This window comes from Micromonospora sp. NPDC005215 (assembly GCF_040607915.1).
Lineage (GTDB): Bacteria > Actinomycetota > Actinomycetes > Mycobacteriales > Micromonosporaceae > Micromonospora.
Genome location: NZ_JBEXHQ010000078.1, coordinates 1 through 23,064 on the forward strand (window position 1 = coordinate 1; position 23,064 = coordinate 23,064).

The window sequence follows — 23,064 nt, forward strand, 5'->3', positions numbered from 1 at the left end:
GGCGCGAGGCGCGGGGCGCGGGGCGCGGGGCGCGGGGCGCGGGGCGCGGGGCGCGGGGCGCGGGGTGCGGGGCGGGGCGCGGGGTGCGGGGCGCGGGGCGCGGGGCGCGGGGCGCGAGGCGCGGGGCGCGGGGTGCGGGGCGCGCCGCTGGTGACACTCTGCTGTGGAGGGCACTACGCTCGGAAGGCGGTTCGCTGGTTCGGGCCGAGCTGGCGAAACGTTCCACGCCGGGTGGCGGCGTGAGTTGTTGATCTTCCGGTTTGGGGAGTGCCCAATGTCCGACTTGCCGCACCCACTCGCCGCGTTCATCGTGGCCGAGATTCGCCGCGCCCGAGGGGCGGCCGGCATGACGCAGGATGCCTTCGGTCGGGGCGCTGGCTTCAGCGCATCGCACGTCAGCGCCGTGGAGAGCGAGACGCGTGCGCTGACGATGGACTTCATCAAGGGTGCCGACCGGGCACTGAACAACCGCGGCCTGTTCGAGCGCATGGTCGCGCAGTTGGGGGCACCTTCCTGGTTTCTGCCGTGGCTCGACGCGGAGCGCACCGCGACTCAGCTCAGGTGCTTCCAGCCGAGCCTCGTTCCGGGTCTGCTCCAGACGGAGAGCTACGGCCGCGCCGTCATCCGCTGCGATGACACGTTGAGTGATGACGAGGTCGAGAAGCGACTCGCCCACCGGATCGACCGGCAGGCGGTCCTCACCAAGGCGAACGCGCCGCAGTTCATCGCCGTCATCGCCGAGGCGGTGATCCGCCGCGCGGGCGCGGACTTCCGCGACATCATGGCGGGGCAGATCAAGCAGATGACCACCCTCGCGGAGCGGCCGAACATCAGCGTTCACGTGTTGCCGGACGAGGTCAGCATGCACGTCGGTCTGACCGGGCCGTTCAGCCTGGCCCGCCTGCCCGACCACAAGTGGGTGGCGGAGATGGAGAATCAGCTCGGCGGCGTTGTCATCGACCGCGACGACGATGTGGATACTCTGATGTCGAGGTGGGAAACCGTTCGCAACGAGGCGCTGCCCCGCCGTCAGTCGATCGAACTGATGAAGGAAGTGGTGACGTCATGGACCTGACCGGCGCTACGTGGCGCAAGTCGACCCGCAGCGGCTCCGGCGGCGGCAACTGCGTCGAGGTCGCGGACAACCTGCCGGGCATCGTCGGTGTCCGGGACTCCAAGGACCCCGCAGGGCCGGCGCTGGTCTTCGAGCCGGCGTCGTGGCGGGCGTTCGTCACCGAGGTCACCCGACAGTCATAGCCCCGAAACGCGCCGAAGCGCCCGTCCCCCCAGTCGAGGGGACGGGCGCTTCTCCGTCAGCCCACCACCGAGCGCAGCGGCACTCGCCCGTTGTGCAGCGCGCGTACCAGATCTCGTGCGAACGGGTGTTCGTCGATCTGGAGTCCCTGCGGGTTCGGGATGACGACGTACGCCGAGGTGCCCTTCGCGGACGTCACCGCGTCGGTGGTGAAGCGTTCGACGATGGCCTGGGTGCGCGGCAGGTCCGCCGCCGCGACCTCGATGGTGATCGGCCGCCACCCGCCGCCCAGGTCCGCCGTCACCGGCGCGGCGGCGGCGCTGGCGCGCGCCGGGTCGACGCCAACCGTGCGCCGGGCGGCCGGCGTGCCTGGTGGGTAGAGCAGCGCGTTGGCCACCAGGTGCAGACCATTCTCGTTGTACGCCCGGAAGAGCGGATTGAACGCGAACAGCACCGCCCGGCCGGCGCCGGTCGGCTCGTCGACCACTGCCGCTGTCCCCTTCAGTGTGTCCGCGCCGACGGTGTAGCCGTTGGCCCAGAACGTGTCACCCGTCGGGTAGCTGAGCACGTTCGTGCCGGTGGTGCTCGGGTTGAGGATCGGGTCGCTGTTGTTGAACTCGAAGTCCTCCGCCGGGCGACCCAGGGCGACCGGGCTGGCGGTGTCCACGTCGACCCGCAGGTGCGAGCCGATCACCAGATAGTCGGCTGGTTTGGTCTTCTCGGTGGTGGAGGTGAGCCCGGCGGTGCGGGCCAGCCGGGTGCCCTCGTTGCGCAGCCCGACGTAGGTGTGGCCCTGGGCGATCCAGTCGCGCAGGTTGGCCTGGCCGGCGGCGGTCAGGCCGCCGGTCGCGCTGCTGCCGTCCGGCACCAGCAGCACCGTACGACCGGCGAACGCCTCGGTGTTGTCGTTGATGTCGGCAGTGGTGACCGGGGTGAGGTCGAGCCCCCACCGCTTGCCGAGCACGTAGCGGGCCTCGCCGTGTGAGCCGGAGGTGGTGGAGATGCCGGTGCCCTGGAACAGTCCCACGTCGGGCAGGGCGAGCGGGGTGCCGGTGGGGCGTCCGCCCGGAGTGAGGGTCACCCCGAAGGATTCGGCAAGCTCGTCGACCGTCCGGCTCAGCTTGGCCGCCGGGAGCGCGACCCGGCTGGTCGTCAGGTCCCGCACGAGCGGAACGCCGCGACCGAGCAGGTTGAACGTCAGCTCCGCGGCGGCTGCCGAGTCGAGCGGGTACGTGTACGAGCCCCACGGCCACGCCGGGGCGGTCCGGCCGCCGGAGACCGCGCGGACGAGCTGGGCCTGCGGCCGGACGCTGTCACCGGTGTAGATGGTGGAGACGCCCATCAGCAGCGGGTTGCTCCAGGACGACACGTCGTAGAAGTAGGGGAACGGCGTGTACGGATCCTCGCCCATGATGGCCTGGATCCAGTGCTTCTGCGGCTGGTCCATCGGAATCCAGTACGCGCCGGCGGGCACCGTCACGTTGGTGGCGCTGCGGCCGCCGAAGACCCGCGCGGTCGGCACCCGGGTCGGCTTCCGCACCTCGTACACCTCGACGTCCATCCGGCGCAGCCGCTCGACGAGTTGACGGACGTCGGCGAGCTGCCGGTCGGGCAGCAGGAAGTACGAGCGGATCTTGATGTCGGGCACCGGGAACTGGACTTCGTTTGTGGGTTGGACCACCTCGTTCGGTTCGAGGGTGCCCGCCCGGCCCTGGGCGAGCGCGTCGGTCCAGATGTCGAAGTAGCCGCTGAGCACCTCGCGCCTGTTCGCGGCGGCCCAACCCAACGTCGACCACTGGGTGTGGAACTGCTGCTGGACCCGGTCGGCCACCGCCGACGCGCTGCCCTTCTCGTACGTCATGCCGGCAGCGCCGAAGCCGGTGGTCGGCACGGTGTCGCCGTAACCCATGAAGAACATGTCGTACGTGTCGTAGTTGAAGTAGCACTCGGTGGTGACGGTCTCGTCGCAGGCGCCGTTGTAGCCGAAGCCGGCCTTGTTGGCCTCGCCGATCCGGTTGATCCAGTCCACCGCCTCGCCGGCGATCTCGTGGTGGATCGGGTCGGCGTTGGGCGGGAAGAAGTATTGCCGGCCACCCATCTCGTGGGCGTCGACGAAGACCTGCGGCGGGTAGCGGCGCAGCAGTTCGAGTTTGCCGTCGGTCTCCTGCTGGGTGCGGGCGAACCAGTCCCGGTTCAGGTCGAAGCCGAACTCGTTCTGCCGCCGGGTCGCGTCCCGACCGTCCGGGTTCTGGGTCGGCACGATGACGGTGACCAGGTTGTCGTTGCGGTGCGTGACCGCGCAGGACAGGCCCGCCGCCAACTCGTACAGCGTCTTGAGGGCCGCGTCGGTGCCGCTCTTCTCGCCGCCGTGCACGTTCGCGGTGACCCAGACGATGGCCGGGCTGTCCTTCGCCGTCCGGGCGGCCGTCCGCGCGCTGGTCCGACGGGGATCACGCAGGTCCCGTACGTCGTCGGCGATCCGGCGCAGCGCGGCGGGCCGCACGTTGCGCTCGTTGGACACCACCGCGTACGGCAGGGGCTGGCCGGCCACGCTGGTGGCCAGCACTCCGGTGACCACCCGGTCCGAGGCGCTGTCGACCGCCGTCAGGTAGGTGCGGACCTCCTCGTTGGTGACGACCCGCTCCTGACCCACCCCGAGCGGGAAGCCGAACACGGCCTCCGGGGCGGGCACCGTGCCCAACCGTGCGGTCGGGTCGTCGCCGCACGGTGCGGGCGGCGCAGCACTCGCGGCCGGCGTGTTGCCGAGCAGGGGAGTCAGGCCGAGCAGGAGCGCGATCGTGGCGGCACCCGCCAGCCGTCTCGGGGGGACTGTCCAGAACGAGCGCATCGATGGGGCCATGTGTCGTGTTTCCCTTCTCGGGAACAGCCTCGCAGTGGCCGGAGCCTATGAACCCGCCGAGGTGGCGGTCAAGCTCTGATCGACGAAGGTGACTACAGGACGTGCCGGCTCCGACGCGGACTGGCAGGATGGCGACATGTGCTTGTTGTCGTCTGGGGAGGGGGACACGTGTCAGAGATGATCACGCTCTCGGTCCATCCGGACCTACCGTCCGCGGATGCTCGGCGCTCTCTTGCGTCCTGGCTGCGCACCGAGGACAGGCTGCGCGACGGGGTGGCCTCGACGCCGGCCGGTGAGACGTCGGCCGACGGCACGGACCCGCTGAGGGTGGCGGTCGACGACGCGGGCGCCGCCATGGTGCTGGTGCAGGCGATCGCCGGCTGGCTTGTCCACCGCCGTGAGGACGTGACGGTGCGGCTTGCCCGGCCGGACGGATGGACGGCCGACGTGGACGTCCGCCAGGCGCGGGACATGGACCGGGTGACAGCGCTCATCGAGGCGGCGGTGCGCGCGGTCACCCCCGAAGAGGGGCGGCTCCCTTGATCACGTGATGAGAAGTAGGTCGGAGACGCCTCTGACACCTATTTTTCGTCACATGATCAAGGGAGCCGCGTGGGGTGCGCCTACCAGGTCGTGAGGCCGAGGCCGATGGTCTTGGTCAGGGTGGCGTTGTCGTCGTCTCCGTCGAGCGACCAGATCATCGCGCCGGCCAGACCGGCCCGACGGATGTAGAGCGTCTTCTGCAACACGACAGCGGGATCGTCGTACGTCCAGAACGTCGTACCGTCGAACAACCAGGCGTGCCCGGCGCGGAGGTCGCGGTGCACTGTGTAGCCGTTGCCGGCCATTGTCTTGAGCTGCTTGTAGTCCTCGTAGCCGGCCTCGAAGGTGGCCGGCGCGGGCCCGGTGGCCGGTTGGAAGAGGCCGTTGCCGCCGCCGGTGACGCCGGTCCAGCCCCGCCCGTAGTACGGGATGCCGAGAACGAGTTTGTCGCGCGGCGCGCCGCGGGCGATCCAGCCGTCGATGGCCACCTCGACGGAGAAGTCGGGGTTGTCCGGCGATCCCGCCGGTACGCGCAGCGCCGACTGCTGGTTGGCCACCGCCTCCCAGCCGCCGTGGAAGTCGTACCCCTGTACGGTGGCGAAGTCCAGGTACTTGAAGATCTTGCGGCCCTCGTAGCCGGCGTCCATGGTGGCCGGGTTGGCCGGCAGGAACGCGGTCAGCGGGTGGTGCGCCCGGGTCGTGCGCCCGTACGCGTCGAGCTGCCGGCGGAACTCGGCAAGCAGCTTGGTGAAGTTCTCCCGGTCCTCGGGGCGGATGACGTTGCCGGGCTCACCCGCCCAGTTGGGCCACTCCCAGTCGAGGTCGATGCCATCGAAGACGCCGGCGGCGGCGCCCGGGGCACCCGGGAGGTTGCCCTTGAGGTAGAGGTCGATGCAGGACGCGACGAACGCCCTGCGGGAGGCGTCGGTGCGGGCCGCGTTCGAGAAGTACGTCGACCAACTCCAGCCGCCCAGCGAGATCAGCACGTTGAGCTTGGGGTGCTTGGCCTTCAGCTTGGCGAGCTGCCCGAAGTTGCCGTTGAGCGCCTGGCCCGGGGCGTCGGCGACGCCGTCGACGCTCTCCTCCGCCGGTACGGGCCGCTGGTAGTCGGCCCAGGCGTCGCCCTCGCCCGGCCCGCCGTCCAGGTAGCAGCGGCCGTCCTCGCTGACGTTGCCAAAGGCGTAGTTGACGTGGGTGAGACGGCTCGCCGCACCGGAGGTGTCGAGCTTCTTGACCGGGAAGGCCCGCCCGTAGATGCCCCACTGGGTGAAGTAGCCGACCCGGTGGTAGCCGGCGCTGCGCTGCTGGTGGTCGCCAGCGCTGGCGGCGGTGGGCGGGGTGGCGGTGATCAGCAGGGTCGCCAGGGCGACGACGGCGGTGAGACGGCGGTGGCGGAATTGTCGCATCGGCACACTCCCACGATGGTTGGCGCACAATCAGTAAAGACACTTATCTGATTGATGAAGTTAAGCCGATCACACTCCACGGTCAAGAGTCGACCGGTCCACCGCCAGCCTCACCCCCTGAACAGCGGCGTCAGCCGACCTGGTCGTTGTCCTTGAGGGAACCCCAGCCGTGCCAGCGGTCGATCTCGATCAGAGCGCTGACCCGGGCGCGCTCCCGCCGCGGGTACGCGTTGCCCGTGTAGTGCTGGGACAACCGGTCGATGTCCGCCAGGTCCTCGTCGGCGCGCAGTTCGGCGACGTGCCCGACGATGCTGACATGGGTGTACCAGCCGGCCTCGTCGAGCACTGTCACTGACACCCGGGGGTCGTTGCGGATGTGCTCCAACCGGCGGCGGCTCTCGTCCAGGTTCACCAGAATCCGCCCGTCCTCCCACAGGTACCAGGTGGCGGCGGACACCGGCTGACCACCGTTGCGAAGCGTGGTCATCACGGCCGGGTTCGGCTTCTGCAGCATGGCGATCGCGGCCTCGGGAAGCGGTGGCTTGGACATGCAGTCTCCTCGTCGCGTCAGCGTTTACCCCTGCACGTTACGCACCCGCCGGCCCTGAACAGGCTCGGACCGGCAGGTACCACGCCGGAAGGACCACGTGCGGCGGAGATGGACCCCACCCGACGGTCCCGCCCGGGGTGGCGCGGCACCCGCGTGCGGGCCTGCGGCCGCTCCCGGCGAAGATGGGGTAATGACCGAATCCGCACTGCCCAGGCGTGTCGTCGTCACCGGTGCCACCGGCAAGCTCGGCTGTGCCGTGGTCGCCCACCTGCGGGCCGTCGGCGTCGACGTGCTGGCGGTGGACCGCGCCGGTGGTCGCGACCCCCGTGCGGTGGACGGCGAGTTCCTCCTTGTCGACCTGACCGACTACGGGCAGCTGGTGGAGGCGTTCACCGGGGGTGCTGACGAGCACGCCGGTGGGATCGACGCGATCGTGCACCTGGCGGCGGTCCCGGCCCCCGGGCTGATGCCCAACGCGACAACGTTCGCGAACAACTCCGCCGCCACGTACAACGTCTTCGCCGCGGCCAGGGCGGCCGGTATCAAGCGGGTGGTGTGGGCGTCGAGCGAGACGGTGCTCGGGCTGCCGTTCGACACCCCGCCGCCGTACGCGCCCGTGGACGAGGAGTACGCGCCGCGGCCCGAGTCGACGTACTCGCTGAACAAGGCCCTTGAGGAGGAGATGGCGCGGCACTTCTGCCGCTGGGACCCGGAGCTGGTCATGGTGGGTCTGCGCTTCTCCAACGTGATGGATGTCGAGGACTACGCGCCGTTCCCCTCGTTCGACGCCGACCCTCGGCTACGCCGGTGGAACCTGTGGGGCTACGTCGACGCCCGCGACGGCGCCCAGGCGGTCGAGCGTGCGCTCGCCCACGACCGGCCCGGCGCCGACGTCTTCATCATCGCCAACGCCGACACCGTCATGAGCAGGTCCAGCGCCAGCCTGCTGGCCGAGGTCTACCCGGGCGTCGAGATCCGCAAGGAGTTGGACGAGCACGAGACCCTGCTCAGCATCGACAAGGCACGCCGGGTCCTGGGATACGAGCCGCGCCACTCGTGGCGGCACCACGTGTAGACCAGGTCAGCGCGCCGCCTGGTAGGCGCGACCGACGGCGGTCGCCTCGCTGCCGGTGCGGAAGAGCCCGGTCTGGTCCTTGTCGGTGGCGGGCAGGCCGAACCACGCGTACCGGTGCAGCCAGGACAGGCCGCCCAGCATCCGGGTCGCCGCGGTGAGGAACGCGGCCTGCTCCGCCTGGCTCGGAAAGCGAACGCCGTTGGCGAAGTCGATCAGGGCGAACTCGGTGAGCCAGATCGGCAGCTGGTAGCGGTCGTGCACCGCCTGGAGGTACGACCTGAGCTGGTTGACCGCGTTGGCGGTGGTGAAGTCGCCGCCGTACCAGTGCAGGGCGATGAAGTCGACGCGGTGACCGCGCTGCTTCGCCCCGGCCATGAAGCGGTCGAGCCACTCGCCCGGCCGGTCACCGCCCCAGGCCACCGCCGGGCTGCCCAGCGGCAGCCCTGTCGCTTCCAGCTGCGGCCACAGCTCCAACGCCTGCTCCACTGTCATCTCCGCCTGACCCTTCAGGTCCGGCTCGTTGAACCCGAGCAGGTAACGGCCGTTCTGCCTGGCCTTCTCCAGGTTGCTGGCGGTGACGCTCTTCGCCCCCCAGATCATCGGGACGAACTCGGCGTTCTTCGGGCTGGTGACGCCCGGGTGGGCCACGTCCCAGGTGTAGTACCAACTCGCCCCGGAGTTGGCCAGTGCCGGGCTGACCCCGTCGAAGGTCCACACGCCGACACCCTTGCGTTTCGAGGTCACGGCGGTCGCCGCCGGGGCGGCCGGACGCCCGGTCGTCGGCGTCGCCGTCGGCCTGGTCGTCGGCGTCATTGTCACTCCCGCCGGGCTGGTCGAGGCGGCCGGCGTGTTCGCGGTGGGTGCGCCGGGCGCCGGGCTCGTCGGCGGCGGCGTGTCGAGCGCCTGCGTGGCGGCGGGAGCGGGCGTCGGCCCGGTCGGTTGCACCACGACGAACACCCCGGTCACCAGTACGGCGACCACGGCGGCCACGGCCAGGGGCCACCGCAGGCGCCGAACGCCGCTCGGGAGGCGGCGGGACAACCCGCGGCGGGGCTCCGCGTGGACGCCCCGGGTCCCCTTCGGGGTGTCCGCCGCACCCTGGCCGGTTGCGCGCATCGTCTCGACTCCTTCGTGTGATCGCACCGCTGATCGATGCTCCGTTGGCGGGAATCCCGCCAACGCCTCACCTCAGGAGACTCGCCAGACGCGCCCGGATAACAGTTTCGACTGTGGTCGGCCCGAGGACCGTCAACGGCGCAGAGTAGTGGACGGCGCCTCGCCGAATCGCGTCCGATACTCGGTCGCGAACCGACCGAGGTGCACGAACCCGTGCCGCAGCGCGACAGTCGTCACCGAGACCCCCGGCTCGGCCGCCCGCAGCGACCGGTGCGCCGCGTCGAGGCGACAGGCACGCAGGTACGCCGTCGGGGTGGTCCGCAACTCCCGCCGGAAGCAGTCCTGCACCGTTCGTACGCTCACCCGCAGCGCCTCGGCGACATCACCGACGGTCAGTGCCTCGCCGTGGTGGTCGGCGATCAGGGCGCAGGCCCGGCGGACCAGCCGCCCGGGGTTGGCGTGGTCGCCCGGCTCGGCGAGCAGGTCGGAATGGCTGTGTCGGTGGGCCAGCAACAGCTGGCCGATGAGCCCCTGCTCGAAACGGGCGGCGACCTGCGGGTGGTCGAACAGGGACGCGTCCGTCGGCTGTGCCAGCTCGTCGGCGAGGAACGTCACCCCGCGTGCCCACGCCTGCGCGGTCGGCGTGGTCATGACCATGCCGACGTCGAAGCGGACCGGATCGTCCACCGGGCGGCCCAGGAGGCGGGTGAGTTCCCGGTCGACGGCGCGCCGGTCGGCGTAGAAGATCCGATGTGGCGACCCCTCGAACCACCGCATGTCCGAGGGGTCGTACGGGGACAGGACCGAGGCGACGTCGGGTGTCGAGGTCACGGTGTGGCCGGAGTGCTGGACCACAGTGCTGCCGGCCCGGGGAATCTGGACGAGATAGAAGCTCTCCAGGGCGGGGGGTTGGATCCGTACCGACTGCCCGTAGTCCAGGTCGATGACGCCCACCCCGCCCACCCGGTGTGCCGCCATCCGCAGCTGGACGGTGCGCACGCCCGCCTGCGGGGTGAGTCGGTGCGGACAGAAGACCTTGCCGACCTCGGCGCGGGCCTGGTCGACGTCGTCCGTGCGGACCGTCACCGCATCCATCCGACCCCTCCCGGGCGTCCTGGTGCGCTGACCATAAGGCGGGACCGGGAAGGACAGTGCCGGAAAGCCGCGCACCCGACACGGGCCGGTCGGCTGCGCGGAGCGGACACACCTCGCGCGCAGCGGATAGCGACCGTCGCGACCTGCTGGTTAGCGTGCGCTCACCACCACTGTCGCAGTGGTTCACGCGCTTCGGAGGATGCCATGAGGATTGCCGTCGTCGGCGCCGGATTCGCCGGGCTGAGCGCAGCGAAGGTGCTGCGGCAGAGCGGATTCGACGTCACAGTGTTCGAGAAGGCGCCCGACGTCGGTGGGGTGTGGAGTCGCACCCGGCGTTATCCCGGTCTGCACACGCAGAACAACAAGGGCACCTATCACCTGTCCGACCTGCCGATGCCCGCCGACTATCCGCAGTGGCCCTCGGGCGAGCAGGTCCAGCGGTACCTCGAGAGCTACGTGGAGAAGTTCGGGCTCGCCAGCGTGCTGCGGCTGTCCACGGAGATTGCCTCCGCCGAGCTCATCAACGACGACACCGGGTGGCTGATCACGTCGCGGCCGACGGGGGCCCAGGACCCGGTGACGGTGCAGCGGTACGACCACCTGATCGTCGCCAACGGTATCTTCTCCGACCCGGTCGTTCCGTCGTTCGACGGGCACGCGGGCTTCGCCGCCGCCGGTGGGCGCGTCCTGGCCGCGGGGGAGTTCCACGACGTCGAGGCGGCCCGGGGCAGGAACGTCCTCGTCGTCGGGTACGGCAAGTCGTCCTGCGACGTGGCGGTCCCGCTGAGCGATCTCGCCGCCCAGACCCACGTGGTGGCCCGGGACCTGCTCTGGAAGATGCCCCGCAAGCTCGGCGGGGCGCTCAACTACAAGTACCTGCTGCTCACCCGGATGGGTGAGGCACTGTTCCGCTACCTCGACCTGAAGGGCTTCGAGCGGTTCCTGCACGGTCCGGGTAACGGCCTGCGCCAACGGATGGTCGACAGCGTCGGTTCGGTAGCGACCCGGCAGCTCAGACTGCGTGAGCTGGGTCTGGTGCCCAGGGGCAGCTTCGAGGACATCGCCCGCAGCACTGTCAGCCTCGTCACGGAGGGCTTCTTCGAGCGTGTCGCCGACGGTCGCATCGCTGTGCACCGCGACCAGGTGATCAGCGAACTGCTTGTCGATGACGGCCGGCCCGCCGCCCGCCTGGCCGACGGCATGGTGGTCCCCGCCGACCTGGTGATCTGTGGCACCGGCTTCCGCCAGCACGTGCCGTTCTTCGACGACGCGCTGCACGCCCGGCTACAGGACGACGCGGGCAACTTTCAGCTCTACCGCCAGATCCTGCCGATCGGCGTGCCACGGCTGACGTTCGCCGGCTACAACTCGTCGTTCTTCAGTCCGCTCGGCGCGGAGATGGCGGCGGTGTGGACGGCCGCGTACCTGCGGGGTGGGATTGCCCTGCCCGCCGAGGCCCGGATGCGCGACGAGGTGCGCGCCCGCCTGGCCTGGATGGCGGCGCGCACCAACGGGCGGCACGCCCGTGGCACGAACATCATCCCGTTCTCGATGCACAACATCGATGAGGTGCTCAACGAGTTGGGGCTCAACCTCGGCCCGCTGACCCGGGCCCGGCAGTGGCTGCTCCCCGTGGACCCGCGCTCGTACCGGGGGGTGACGGCACGAATGATCGCCCGTACCGCCGATGGGGGCACGGCGGGTGGGCACAGTGGTATCCAGCATAACCACGAAGATTCGCATATAGCCCGATAAAGTACGCAGGCAGGAGTGACGCAGGGACGGTCGGTGAGGGGGCTCGCAGGCGATGGCAGCGGGGCGAATCGCCGAGCACCGTCATCACCTCGGCGCGCCCGTGTCGGCGGCCCTGGCCGGCTGAGCTGTCCCGCCGTCCGTGTTGACACGTGCCGTGTTCCGCGGTCTCGGGGACAGTAGGAGCCCGAACTCGGCGACCGTCCTGGAACTGCTGTTCGACATCGTCTACGTCTTCGCGCTCGCCCGCCTCGCCGGGCGGGTCGCGGACGACCTGACCATCGTCCGGCAGACGCTGCTGTCCGAGGCGGGCCAGACGGTCCTCTTCTTCACTGCCATGTGGATGATCTGGTCACTCAACGCGCTGCTGGCGAGCACCTACGATCCTCGGCGTCCCGAGCTCCAGGCCGTCCTGCTGGCGACGATGTTCGGCACGCTGGTGCTGGCGGTCACGCTGCCGCAGGCCTTCGGTCAACGTGGCGTCATCTTCGCCTGCGCCTACGTGGTCATCCAGGTCGGCCGTCCGCTGTTCCTGGCGTTCGCCCTGCAGGGGCACACGGTGCACGCGTTCTCGATCCGGGTGCTGACCTGGCACCTGACGTCCGGGGTGCTCTGGATCAGTGGCGGCATCAGCGGTGGTTTCGGTCGAGGCGTCTTCTGGACCCTCGCTCTCGCCATCGAGATGATCGGCGCCGCGACCACCTATCCCCTCCCGCGAACGGGTGGCCGGCAGCTCAGCACCCTGGGGGTCACCGTCTCGCAGGCACACCTCGCCGAACGGTACAACCAGTTTTTCATGATCGCTCTCGCCGAGGTGGTGCTCGAAGCCGGTGCCGCGGTCAGCTTCCCGGGCTTCTCGACCGGGGGGACCATCGTCCTCGTCGCCTCGTTCGTGGCGGTGGTCTCGTTCTGGCGAATCTACTTCTACCACGTCGGGTCCGGTCATGCCTCGACGTCCAGCGGGGAGGGGATTCAGCTGTCCCGGTGGGCGAGCTACAGCCTGCTGCTCATCGTCGGCGGCATCATCTGCACCGCAGTTGGCTTCGGACAGATCATCGAGGATCCGCACCCGCCGATCGACTGGGCTCTGGTGACCATCGTCTTCGGCGGCCCGGTGCTGTTCCTGCTCGGGCGGAGTTTCCTGGAGACGGAGAGCCGGCTTGCCCCGCGCTGCCGGGCGCTGTATGTCGGTGCGCTCGCGCTGACCGTGATAGCCCCGTTGATGGTGCTGCTCCCGCCGGTCGCCGTGGCGGCCGCCGCCTCGCTGGTCCTGGCCGGCATCGCCGTCGCCGACCAGCGGGTACACCGGCGCGGGTCGGAGACCAACCCGACGCTGTGACAATCCGTTGCGGCCCGGCGACCGCCGCGCGTATGGTCTGCTGGCACGCCGTCGAGTGGGAAGGAGGTCAGAACAATGTCCGATGTTCTGCGCCCCCTCCGCGCTCCGGCGTCCGCGCGGATCTGATCCGGGGCGCGCGCTTCCCGGAGGCCCAACCCATGACTGATCTGGTCATCCGTCCGCTCGTCGCGGGCGAGGAAAACCTGTTCGACTCCATGCCCGATCCACTGCCCCAACTGCGCCAGGTCGCCTACGCCGACGGGATCGCCGGCGGCGGCTACCGAGCCGAGACCACCTGGGTCGCCCTGCGCGCCGGCCGGGTGGTCGGCCGGGCCGCCTGGCTGCTCCCGCCGGGCGCCGTCGGAGCCCCCTGGCTGGAGCGGTTCGATCTGGACGCCGAGCCGGAGGTGGGTGCCGAGTTGCTGCGCGCCGCCCACGAGGCGCTGGGCGGTCCCGGCCGGTACTACGCTGCGCTGCCGGCGCACTGGCGGCGTCGTGCCGAGGTGCTGGCCGTGGTACGGGCGCCGATGGCGGCTGCCCGGCTCGCCGGGCTGGTCGAGCGGGGGGAGCGGCTCAGGTGTTCCTGGGCGGGCACGCCCCTGCCGGCGTCCTCCGGGCGCTACCACTTCCGGCGGCCCGCCGACGCGGCGGAGATCAATGCCCTGGTCGCCCGGATCGCCGAGCCGGACGTGCTGACCGGCGTCGAGATCGCGCGGGCGGTCGCCGGCGTCGACCTGGCCACCCACCCCCTGGACTGGCTTGGCGACGCGGCCGAGGAATGGCGGATCGCGCTGGAGGCCGGGGAGCCGGTGGGTCTGGTCGGCACTGCCGGAGACGCCTGCTACCCGCTGCTGGCCTATCTGGGCCTGCTCGACGAGGCGGCCCGACCCGAGTTGCTGGCCGAGGCGGTCCGGGTGCTGGCCGCCGGCGGTGCCCGGGAGGTCATCGCCGACGTGGACGCCCACCGGGTGGCGGTGCTCGCGGAACTGGAACGGACCGGGTTCCGGCAGTTGCGGTCCAGGGTCGCCTTCGCGCCGCCGGACGCACCGGAATAGCTGACCGGGGTGCGCCCTGTCACCAGGGCGCACCCCTCGGCCGGCACCGACCCGTACCCCTGTCAGCATCGGAGCATGCCGGAGATCATCGCCCTCGTCCTCGGTGGGTTGGCGCTGGTCGTGGCGCTGGTCGCCGCGTTGTATCTCTGGCCGCTGCGCCGCCGTGGGCTACGCGTCGCAGCGTCACCACCGCTCGACTTCGACACCGCCACCCGCGCCGCCGAGGCCATCATCGCGGCCGAGGCGGCGGATCCAGCGGTCCGGCCGGAATCGCGGAGCCGCTTGCTGAGCCACGGCTCCCGTACCGGCCGGGTCGTTCTGCTGCTGCACGGATACACCCTCGCGCCCGAGCAGTACGACGGGCTGGCCGAGGAGTTCTTCGATCGCGGGTACAACGTCTGGATTCCACGGGCTCCCCACCACGGGACCGTCGACCAGCTGGCCCACCACCGGGTCGAGGCCGAGGAGCTGACGACGTACGCCGCGCGGGCGCTGGCCGTCGCGGCGGGCCTCGGCGACGAGGTGGGCGTCGTGGGGATCTCCGGCGGCGCCGTGCTGGCCGCCTGGCTGGCCCAGGTGCCGGGCGACGTCGTACGGCACCTGCTGTTGCTGTCGCCGTTCTTCGGCCCGGACCCGCGTCAGGCGCCGGCCTTCGTGGTCCGACCGCTCATCACGCTGTACGGGCGGCGCGTCCTCCCGGATCGCGTCACGTCACGCGGCTACTCACTCTCCGCCGTCACGCAGTACCTGACGATCGCGCGTAGCCTGCCGAATCCACCGCGCCGGACCGGTCTGCGGACCGCCGCGGTCGCCATCAGCCCACTCGACGGCGTGGTGGACCTCGCCACGGCGGTGAGCGTGCCCCGCCGGATCGCCGACGCGAACGCGATCCCGCTGCGGGTCTGCACCCTGCCCGAGGCGTTGGGTGTCGGCCACAACCTGCTCAACCTCGCCGCGCTCGGCGCGGAGGGGTCCGAGCTGCGCCGGCGGTACGTCGCTCTCTACGAGGGCGGTCCGACGCCGACGCCCGGACTCACCCGGGCGGCCAGCGTCGACGAGTGAGGTGGGCCGCGCGCTGGTGCGCCGGCGTCTAAACTGCGCCCTGTCGTGCCTCGTGCGGGCGCGTCACCGCTGTCCGGCACCGCGCACCTGCTATTGACCGGGCGGAATGTTAGCGCTAACGTGCCGCGCTACCGCATCGCGCCGCACCGACTGCCACCCCCCACCCGAAAGGCGTCACCTGCAATGAGTACGGCCGGATCAACCGACTTGCGCGCCGCAGTCCTCGCCGCGAACCGCCTCATCTCCCAGGCCGGCCTGGCCGCGCTGACCTGGGGCAACGTGAGCGGGGTCGACCGCGAGGCGGGCATCTATGTGATCAAGCCCTCCGGCGTGGCATACCAGGACCTCACGGCCGACCTTCTGGTCCCGGTGGATCTGGAGACCGGGCAGGTCGTCGCCGGAGAGCTGCGGCCCTCCGTCGACAGTGAGACCCATCGCGCGTTCTACCTGCACTGGTCGTCCATCGGCGGAGTGACCCACACCCACTCGACGCACGCCGTCGCCTTCGCCCAGGCCGGGCGGGACGTGCCGGTGCTCGGCACCACGCATGCCGACACCTTCGCCGGCCCGATCCGGGTGACCCGGGACCTGACGGCCGACGAGTGCGCCAACGACTACGAGTTCAACACGGCTCAGGCGATCATCGAGCTGATCGGGGGAGAGGCCGAGGCGCTGGCCAACCCCGTCGCCCTCGCCGCCAACCACGGCCCCTTCACCTGGGCGAAGGACCCGCTCAAGTCGGTGGAGAACGCGATCGTCTGCGAGGCGGTCGCGGAGATGGCCCTGAAGACGCTGTCGCTGAATCCCGCGGCGGCCGCGCCACAGTGGTTGCTGGACCGCCACTTCACCCGCAAGCACGGCGCCGGCGCCTACTACGGCAACCAGCTTCCCGAGCAGAGCCGGCCCTGACCGTCGCGGCCCGGTGACACCGACACGGGCGCAGCGCGCGCAGCGCCCGTGCCGGTGGTGCTCGCGGTCCGCGGGGTCTCTCACGTCGTGGGCTGGGTGGCCCCGTTGAACACCGGCGGGGCGTAACCCGCCGGCTTGTCGCCGATGCCGAGGCCGGGGCTCACCACCCAGGACTGGTACTGCGGCGTGAACATGCCGTACGGCAGCCCGAGGTCCGGGGCGCTGGCCTCGTCGAGCCGGCGACGAGCGTCGGCCGGGATCTCGAAGTCGAGCGCGCCGAAGTTGCTGGCGAGCTGCTCGGGGCTGCTCGCCCCGACGATCACCGAGGCGACGGCGGGCTGGGTGGCCACCCAGTTGATCGCGACCTGGGCCATGCTGCGGCCCAGGTCGGCGGCCACGCTCTCCAGTGCCTCGATGATCTTCCAGTCGCTGGGGTTGATCTCCCGACCCGCGGCATCCGGGTTGGTCAACCGGCCGGTCCCGCTTATGCCCTCGCCGGTCCGTCGGTACTTGCCGCTGAGCAGCCCACCGCCGATCGGGCTCCACGCGGTGAGCCCCATCCCCAGGCTCTGCGCCATCGACACGAACTCAGCCTCGATGCCCCGAGTCACCAGGGAGTACGGAAGCTGCACATTGATCATCGGGGCCAGCCCGTGTGCCTCGGCGTAGCTCTGCGCCCGGCCGGCGTACCAGGCCGGCACGTCGGAGAGCCCGGCGTACCGGATCTTGCCGGCGCGTACCAGGTCGTCGAGGGTGTGCACGACCTCCTCGACCGGGGTGATCCGGTCCCAGGTGTGCAGCAGGTACAGGTCGATGTAGTCGGTGCCGAGCCGGCTCAGCGACCCTTCCACGGCCCGCACGAGGTGCTTGCGACCGTTGCCGCTGGCGTTCGGGTCGGTCGGATCGACGGTGTTTGTGGCCTTGCTGGTGAGCACGAGCCGTTCGCGGACGCCGGCCCGGTCGATCAGACGGCCGAGGATCCTCTCGCTCTCCCCGGCGGTGTAGAAGTCCGCCGTGTCGATGAGGTTGCCGCCCGCCTCCAGGTATTGGCGGAAGATCGGCTCCGCCTCCTCCTCGGTCTTGCCGTACGCGGCGTGGAACCCGTCCACCCCGAAGTTCATGGTGCCCAGCGCCAGCCGGCTCACCCGCAGGCCGGACCGCCCGAGCAGGTAGTAGTGGTTCACGGTGGTGCCCCTCCCGATCGTGGTGTCGGCCCGGACCGGACCGCGCCTCAGACTCAGACCTTTGCTCGGCGAAAATGGACCCGCAAGTCCAAAGTCCGAGCTAGGGTCGGACCGGCAGGCACGGCGCGCAGACGGTGACGGAGGTCGCATGACACGGGCGTTCACCCGCAAGGGCGAGGCCACCCGCTCGCGGATCGTCACCGGCGCGGCCGACGAGATCCGCGAGCGCGGCGTCGACGAGGTACGCCTTGAGGACGTGCTGGCTCGCACCCGCACCAGCAAGGGTCAGCTCTTCCACTACTTCCCCGACGGCAAGGACGAGTTGCTGCTCGCTGTGGCCCAGCACGAGGCCGACCAGGTGCTCATCGACCAGGAGCCGATGCTCAGCAACCTGACCTCCTGGCCGGCCTGGCTGGCGTGGCGCGACCGGCTCATCGAGCGCTACCTCGCGCAGGGCGTGAAGTGCCCGCTCAACGGGTTGCTCGGTCAGACCGGCCGACGCGCACCGGGCGCGCAGGCGATCGTGACCGGGCTCATGTGGCGGTGGCAGAAGGCGATCACCGAGGGAATCCGGCACATGCAGTCGACCGGGGACATCGCCGCGGACGTGGACGCCGACCGCGCCGCCGCGGCGCTGCTGGCCGGCATCCAGGGCGGCGTGCTGCTGCTGCTCTCCACCGGGAAGATCGATCACCTACAGGCGGTCCTCGACCTCACCATCGACTCGCTGCGCTCGGGTGCCCGAGTGACCGGGGCGCAGGAAGGGAACGGCAATGGATAAAGACGACAATCGGCCACCGTTGGTGCTGCTGCACGGCCTCACCTTCGACCGGCGACAGTGGGACCCGGTCCGGCGCGAGCTGGCGGCGATCGATCCTGCCCGGCAGGTCCTCGCTCTCGACCTGCCCGGCCATGGTGACGCACCCCGGCGGTCGTCCTACGGGATGGCGGAGGTCGCCGAGATCCTGCACGACCAGGTGACCGAGGCGGGCCTCGCCCAGCCGATCGTGGTGGGACACTCGGTCGGCGCGGTGGTCGCCACGACATACGCGGCCCGCTACCCGGTGCGCGGCGTGGTGAATCTGGACCAGATCCTGCTGCCCGGCCCATTCGGTGCGGTCGTACGCCAGGCCGAGCCCACTCTGCGCGGCCCGGACTGGCGGCGGGTGTGGGACGGCATGCTGGCCGGAATGGGCATCGACTCGTTGCCGGCCGAGGCGCGCGAGATCGTGACCACCGCGACCGATCCCCGGCCGGACCTGCTGCTGGGTTACTGGGGGGAAATCCTGAGCGGGTCCGACGAGGAGATCGCCGCCGAGCGGACCCGCGCTCTGCGGTCCATCGGAGTGCGGGGGATCCCCTACCGCTGGGTGACCTCGTCCGAGCCGCCGCCCCGCTATCTGACCTGGCTGACGGATGCCCTGCCGGAGGTGGTGGTGACGGTGTTGCCCGGTAGCCACTTCCCGCACCTGGCGGAGCCGGCGGCGATCGCCCGGCTGCTGGCGACCGGCTGAGAGGACGATCGGCATGTCGGCAGGAACGATGGCAGCGCTGCTGGGCGGCGGCATCGCGCTCTTCGCCGCCCTGCTGCTGACGATCATCGGCGTGCTGGGGCGTCGGGCGCGGGCCGGGCGACTGGCGGGCCGCTACACGTCGCGCCCGGGCAACTCGTCGGACAACAGCTCGTCGAGCATGGGCGGCAGCTGAGGCCCGGTCCGCTGGCGTGAGTTAACCTCGGACGCGAGTTGCCGGAGATCGGAGCAGGCGTGGCAGGTGACGACGACATCTCCGGGTGAGCACCCGGACCGGCCGCCGACGGGCGCGTGATCGCGCCGCCGTCGCCGCGGCCCCTGTCGTCATGCCCCGCTCCCGCCGGGCCACCCGTGTGCGCCCGGATGTCCGTTCCCCGAGGTCCCCATGTCTGTTCGACCCGCTCTCATCGCCCATGACCTGGTACGCATCCGCGGCACCCGCCGGGTGCTCGACGGTGTCTCGCTGACCGCCGCGCCCGGTCACCGGATCGGCCTCATCGGCGAGAACGGCACCGGCAAGACGACACTGTTGCGGGTCCTGGCCGGCGTCGACGAACCCGACTCCGGCACCGTCGTACGCCCACCGGGTCTCGGTTTCCTGCACCAGGAGCTGCCTTTCGTCCCGTCCGCGACCGTCGCCGGGATCCTCGACGACGCGCTAGGCGAGGCCCGGTCCGACCTCGCCGAGCTGGACCAGATCGGTGTGGCGCTCGCCGACTCGCCGGAGGGCACCGAGGAGCACGACCGGCTGCTGACCGCGTACGGCGAAGTCCTGGAGCGGGCGCAGGACCGCGACGCCTGGGATGCCGACCGGCGCGCCCAGACGGTGCTCGCCGGCCTCGGCCTCGGCGGCATACCCCCCGACCGGACACTGGCCGCGCTCTCCGGCGGGCAACGTGGCCGCCTCGCCCTCGCGGCGATGCTGATCCGCCGGCCGGACGCGCTGTTGCTCGACGAGCCCACCAACCACCTCGACGACGCGGCTGCCGCGTTCTGCGAGGACCAGCTGCGCGCCCTGCCCGGAGTGGTAGTGGTGGCCAGTCACGACCGCGCCTTCCTGGACGCGGTCTGCACGGACATCATCGATCTGGACCCGGCGGTCGACGGGCCGGTCCGCCACGGTGGCGGCTACACCGCCTACCTGGCAGCGAAGCACGCCGAGGCGCAACGCTGGCGCCGACGCTACGACGACGAGCAGGCGCTCCTCGCCGAGCTGCGCGAGGCCGCCGCTGTGACCGGACATCAGGTCGCCCACGGCCGGGGCCCCCGCGACAGCGAGAAGATGGGGTACGGGCACACCGCCGGCCGCGTGCAGAACCAGATCTCCCGCCGTGTTCGCGACGCCGCCCGTCGATTGGCGGCGCTGGAACACGAACAGGTCCCCGCGCCGCCCGAGCCGCTGCGTTTCCACACCCCGGTCATCGCCACCGGGGACGGCACCGAGGCCATCGTCACGGCAGACCGGTTGGAGGTTCCCGGCCGGCTGCGGGTGGCGCACCTGGAGGTCACGGCCCGGGACCGGCTCCTGGTGACTGGCCCCAACGGCGTGGGCAAGTCGACTCTGCTCGCCGTCATCGCCGGCCGCCTGACCCGCGGTGGAGCCGTCTGGCGGCGTCCGGATCTTCGTATCGGGCTGCTCGGCCAGGACAGCGTCTTCGCGGATGCGCAGCGGACGGCCCGGCAGGTCTTCGACGCGGCGGTCGGGATGGAACGGGCCGAAGCGGTGCCGTTGTCGGCACTCGGGCTGCTCGCGCCGACGGACCTCGACCGTCCGGTAGCCGAACTGTCGGTCGGGCAGCGTCGTCGCCTCGGTCTCGCGGTGGTCGTCGCCAACCCGCCGGAACTGCTGCTGCTGGACGAGCCGACCAACCATCTCTCGCCGCGGCTCTGCGACGAGCTGGAGGAGGCCCTCGGCACCGGACCGGGCGCCATCGTCGTCGCCAGCCACGACCGGCGGCTCCGCTCCCGTTGGCCCGGTCGGGAACTCGCCCTACGGTAGGTGCGCGCCGTACCAACGACCGGGCCACCGACGTCCGGCGGATCGAGTCCAGCCACTCGCCGCTGCTGTCCCCGCCGGCCGAGCGTGCCGCGCTGCTCGACGAGATCGTCACCGGGCCGCCATCACCGCTGCTTCAAGCGATCAAGCCCGGCGAGGTCGGCGTTTCCCGTCCGAACGACCGCCGAGGCCAACGCCGTGGTCGCGGGGTGGATTCCACCTCGCTGCTCGGCGATGGCGATCCGGACCGCCTGGTCCAGGTGCGCTCGTACGTGCTGGCCGGCCCGCCGCTGGAACGCGACACCGGTGGCTGACCGTAACGCGGCCAACTCCTCGTCGGTGACCATGCCTGGCATGTCGTGGCCCTCGTGCGGGTTGGTCGTGGGCGCGCCGGACTCGGCAAGCAGCCGGCGGGCCGTGCTCAGGTCGGCGCGGTGCGCCGTGCCGAGCCGAGCGGCGAACCTCAGCCACGCCGGGTCGGTGGTCCGGCTCGGCACCAGGTCCAGCACCCGCAGTAGGCGTTCGTTCATCGCCACCGTCAGCTGAAGCCACGCGATGTCGGTGGCGCCGAACAGGCCGGCCGAGCCGCCGGGTGAAGCCGAACCGACCGGTGCGGCGGTCACGCCCGTAGCGGTGGATGGTGCGGCGGTCGATGCCGCGGGCGCGGTAGGTGCCCGACCGGCGCAGGCGGTGACGAGCAGCAGCGCCGCGAGGAGCAGGCACCCGGCCGCGCGCAGGGGGATTTTTCGCATCCGACCTCCTCTCGCCGCGGACGGCGGGCCCGGCGTGACCGGACCCGCCTCCGCAGGGGGTACCTGTCGGCTCAGATCGGTCGGCCGTCGGCACCGCACTTGATGACGGGACGGATGCAGTCCTGGACCCGCCGGGCCATCTCCGCGACCGGCCAGGCGTTGAAGAAGTCGCCGTGCATGGTGTAGCCCGGCCCGGAGGCCAGCCGGAACCGCGACGGGTCGCCGTTGACCGGGTACCGCAGCACCTGCCGCAACTTCGGCACGTGCACCGGGTGGGTGCTCGGGCAGGCCTGGTTCACCGGGTACGCCAGGTGGCTCTTGTGGTCCGGCGAGTCCAGGTCGCGGCCGTTCCAGCACTGCGGGAAGTCCAGGTACGACTCCAGCATCGTGCCGGACGGGCAGGTGACGAAGTTCTTCGACGGCGCCACCTGTCCCGCGTGCAGACACGACCACCGGGCGATGCTGTCGTTCGACCCGGTGGCTTTCGCATTGCCGGCGACGAGTCGCAGCCCGAGCGGGAACGGCTGGGTGTTCGCGACGACGTCGGAGCGAACGCCCTCGCCCAGGTAGTAGAACGTGGCGATCGCCGGCTCCACCGGCACGTTGTCCCGGTAGAGGGTCGGCACCCAGTAGGACGAGACGTCCACCCGCGGGTTGCAGGTGCTCTGGGAGCTGACCAGGTCGGGCAGTGTGGTGTTGGCGTTCGTCACCGTGCTGCCGAAGAAGCTGTGCATGTGCGACGCCCCGGGTAGGCCGGGGAAGACGATCGGGTCGTCCGGCAGCCGATGGCTGTAGGTGCAGTCGGCGGGGAACTCGGCAACCCGGATGGCGTTGGCGACCGGGGCGGCGTCGGCCCGCTCGGTGGTGGAGACGACGTACGTGCCGAGTAGCACCAGCAGGGCGCCGATCGCTGTGGCGAGGCGCAGTCGGCGGTGGTTGTCGGAGAGGGGTGCGGCCCTGTCCATCTCGTGACTCCTGTCGGGGAACGGGTCAGGGGTAGCTCCGCCGCCGCCGCCGAAGACGTCGGAGATTGCCCTGGCCAGACTGGTGGTGACCGGCGGAGCTGATACGGGAGAGCGCTCTCACCGGCCGCCCAAGCCTCGCTCCCGTGTCGAAACTTGTCAATACGTCCCGCAGTTGGTGGAAAATGACGACGCCGAAAGGGCCGGTCCCCGTGGTGGGGTCCGGCCCTTTCGGTGCTGCGGGTGCTGCGGTGGTGCGGTGCTGCGGGTGCTGCGGTGGTGCGGTGGTGCGGTGGTGGTGGGGTCAGCTGGTGGCGTAGCCGCGGGTGGCGATCCAGTCGGCGAGGTGTTCGATGGTGATCTGGTAGGAGGCGGTGTTGGGGTCGGCGGAGTCGGCGATCGTGACGGTGGTGCCGTTGTCCCGGTAACCGACGACGCTGATGTAGTGCCCGCCTTCGTAGGAGTGCACACCGCCGTTGGTGTCGGTGCTGGTGCCGGCGATGTTCGCGACCACGGCCCGCCCGTCGTCGACGGTCTTGACGACGTCGGCGCGCAGCCGGTCGGTCTGCTTGTCATCGGCGTTGGGGTTGCTGATCTCGACGCTGTGGTAGGCGTCGTTCT

The 23,064-nt window shown here is 70.9% G+C and carries 22 protein-coding genes; 13 read left to right on the plus strand and 9 right to left on the minus strand.

The annotated features are described in order from the left end of the window. Positions 1–274: 274 nt before the first annotated feature. Together ABZU25_RS33040 and ABZU25_RS33045 are read left to right on the plus strand one after the other, a co-directional pair. The gene (locus ABZU25_RS33040; RefSeq protein ID WP_355033302.1) at positions 275–1,075 is read left to right on the plus strand and encodes a helix-turn-helix transcriptional regulator; all 801 of its coding nucleotides are present in this window, start codon (positions 275–277) and stop codon (positions 1,073–1,075) included. Continuing rightward, on the plus strand, positions 1,066–1,257 hold the full coding sequence (locus ABZU25_RS33045) for a DUF397 domain-containing protein (protein ID WP_355033282.1): 192 nt from the start codon (positions 1,066–1,068) through the stop codon (positions 1,255–1,257). The genes ABZU25_RS33040 and ABZU25_RS33045 overlap by 10 nt, the downstream gene beginning before the upstream one ends. 56 nt (positions 1,258–1,313) lie before the next feature. On the opposite strand, the gene ABZU25_RS33050 is transcribed toward ABZU25_RS33045, so the two are convergent. Beyond that, positions 1,314–4,115 carry a M14 family zinc carboxypeptidase gene (locus tag ABZU25_RS33050; RefSeq protein ID WP_355033283.1) on the minus strand — a complete coding sequence of 934 codons (2,802 nt, stop codon included), beginning with the start codon at positions 4,113–4,115 and terminating at the stop codon, positions 1,314–1,316. Between the two features lie 177 nt (positions 4,116–4,292). Here ABZU25_RS33050 and ABZU25_RS33055 point away from each other — a divergent pair, with 177 nt between their 5' ends. Further along, a complete protein-coding gene (locus tag ABZU25_RS33055; RefSeq protein ID WP_355033303.1) occupies positions 4,293–4,658 on the plus strand; it encodes a hypothetical protein in 366 nt (121 codons plus the stop codon). 80 nt (positions 4,659–4,738) lie between these two features. Here ABZU25_RS33055 and ABZU25_RS33060 read toward each other — a convergent pair whose 3' ends face one another. Together ABZU25_RS33060 and ABZU25_RS33065 are read right to left on the minus strand one after the other, a co-directional pair. After that, a complete protein-coding gene (locus ABZU25_RS33060) occupies positions 4,739–6,064 on the minus strand; it encodes a glycoside hydrolase family 18 protein (RefSeq protein WP_355033284.1) in 1,326 nt (441 codons plus the stop codon). 130 nt (positions 6,065–6,194) lie between these two features. Continuing rightward, positions 6,195–6,614, minus strand: coding sequence for a PPOX class F420-dependent oxidoreductase (locus tag ABZU25_RS33065; RefSeq protein WP_355033285.1), 420 nt, complete (start codon positions 6,612–6,614; stop codon positions 6,195–6,197). Positions 6,615–6,804: 190 nt separating this feature from the next. Between ABZU25_RS33065 and ABZU25_RS33070 the strand changes: the two genes are divergently transcribed. Continuing rightward, positions 6,805–7,689, plus strand: coding sequence for an NAD(P)-dependent oxidoreductase (locus ABZU25_RS33070; protein ID WP_355033286.1), 885 nt, complete (start codon positions 6,805–6,807; stop codon positions 7,687–7,689). Between the two features lie 6 nt (positions 7,690–7,695). Here the strand turns inward: ABZU25_RS33070 and ABZU25_RS33075 are convergent, their stop codons facing one another. Further along, a complete protein-coding gene (locus ABZU25_RS33075; protein WP_355033287.1) occupies positions 7,696–8,805 on the minus strand; it encodes a glycoside hydrolase family protein in 1,110 nt (369 codons plus the stop codon). 132 nt (positions 8,806–8,937) lie between these two features. Continuing rightward, a complete protein-coding gene (locus ABZU25_RS33080) occupies positions 8,938–9,891 on the minus strand; it encodes an AraC family transcriptional regulator (RefSeq protein WP_355033288.1) in 954 nt (317 codons plus the stop codon). Between the two features lie 213 nt (positions 9,892–10,104). Between ABZU25_RS33080 and ABZU25_RS33085 the strand changes: the two genes are divergently transcribed. From ABZU25_RS33085 to araD, 5 genes are all read left to right on the plus strand, one after another. Next, positions 10,105–11,655, plus strand: coding sequence for an NAD(P)/FAD-dependent oxidoreductase (locus tag ABZU25_RS33085; RefSeq protein ID WP_355033289.1), 1,551 nt, complete (start codon positions 10,105–10,107; stop codon positions 11,653–11,655). A gap of 139 nt (positions 11,656–11,794) precedes the next feature. After that, entirely contained in the window at positions 11,795–12,991 is a 1,197-nt protein-coding gene (locus tag ABZU25_RS33090; protein ID WP_355033290.1) for a low temperature requirement protein A, read from the plus strand. Positions 12,992–13,149: 158 nt separating this feature from the next. Further along, positions 13,150–14,046 (plus strand): acetyltransferase, encoded by an 897-nt coding sequence (locus ABZU25_RS33095; RefSeq protein ID WP_355033291.1) that lies wholly within the window; start codon positions 13,150–13,152, stop codon positions 14,044–14,046. A 75-nt stretch (positions 14,047–14,121) separates the two neighbouring features. Next, the gene (locus ABZU25_RS33100) at positions 14,122–15,108 is read left to right on the plus strand and encodes an alpha/beta hydrolase (protein WP_355033292.1); all 987 of its coding nucleotides are present in this window, start codon (positions 14,122–14,124) and stop codon (positions 15,106–15,108) included. A 207-nt stretch (positions 15,109–15,315) separates the two neighbouring features. After that, the gene (gene araD / locus ABZU25_RS33105; RefSeq protein ID WP_355033293.1) at positions 15,316–16,017 is read left to right on the plus strand and encodes an L-ribulose-5-phosphate 4-epimerase AraD; all 702 of its coding nucleotides are present in this window, start codon (positions 15,316–15,318) and stop codon (positions 16,015–16,017) included. A gap of 80 nt (positions 16,018–16,097) precedes the next feature. On the opposite strand, the gene ABZU25_RS33110 is transcribed toward araD, so the two are convergent. After that, on the minus strand, positions 16,098–17,201 hold the full coding sequence (locus ABZU25_RS33110) for an aldo/keto reductase (RefSeq protein ID WP_355033294.1): 1,104 nt from the start codon (positions 17,199–17,201) through the stop codon (positions 16,098–16,100). 148 nt (positions 17,202–17,349) lie between these two features. On the opposite strand from ABZU25_RS33110, the gene ABZU25_RS33115 reads away from it, so the two are divergent. The 4 genes from ABZU25_RS33115 to ABZU25_RS33130 all read left to right on the plus strand — a co-directional run bounded on the left by ABZU25_RS33115 (position 17,350) and on the right by ABZU25_RS33130 (position 20,732). Further along, on the plus strand, positions 17,350–17,982 hold the full coding sequence (locus ABZU25_RS33115) for a TetR/AcrR family transcriptional regulator (RefSeq protein ID WP_355033295.1): 633 nt from the start codon (positions 17,350–17,352) through the stop codon (positions 17,980–17,982). Beyond that, complete coding sequence (locus tag ABZU25_RS33120; protein ID WP_355033296.1) at positions 17,975–18,715, plus strand: alpha/beta hydrolase; 741 nt, start codon at positions 17,975–17,977, stop codon at positions 18,713–18,715. The genes ABZU25_RS33115 and ABZU25_RS33120 overlap by 8 nt, the downstream gene beginning before the upstream one ends. Before the next feature lie 13 nt (positions 18,716–18,728). Next, complete coding sequence (locus tag ABZU25_RS33125; RefSeq protein WP_355033297.1) at positions 18,729–18,908, plus strand: hypothetical protein; 180 nt, start codon at positions 18,729–18,731, stop codon at positions 18,906–18,908. A 210-nt stretch (positions 18,909–19,118) separates the two neighbouring features. Then, positions 19,119–20,732, plus strand: a complete 1,614-nt coding sequence (locus ABZU25_RS33130) for an ABC-F family ATP-binding cassette domain-containing protein (RefSeq protein ID WP_355033298.1) — start codon at positions 19,119–19,121, stop codon at positions 20,730–20,732. 122 nt (positions 20,733–20,854) lie between these two features. Here the strand turns inward: ABZU25_RS33130 and ABZU25_RS33135 are convergent, their stop codons facing one another. The 3 genes from ABZU25_RS33135 to ABZU25_RS33145 all read right to left on the minus strand — a co-directional run. Next, on the minus strand, positions 20,855–21,481 hold the full coding sequence (locus tag ABZU25_RS33135; protein ID WP_355033299.1) for a DUF305 domain-containing protein: 627 nt from the start codon (positions 21,479–21,481) through the stop codon (positions 20,855–20,857). Positions 21,482–21,552: 71 nt separating this feature from the next. Continuing rightward, positions 21,553–22,446 (minus strand): DUF1996 domain-containing protein, encoded by an 894-nt coding sequence (locus tag ABZU25_RS33140; RefSeq protein WP_355033300.1) that lies wholly within the window; start codon positions 22,444–22,446, stop codon positions 21,553–21,555. A gap of 301 nt (positions 22,447–22,747) precedes the next feature. Then, positions 22,748–23,064 (minus strand): C39 family peptidase (locus ABZU25_RS33145; protein WP_355033301.1); only part of this gene is annotated, 317 nt, incomplete at its 5' end.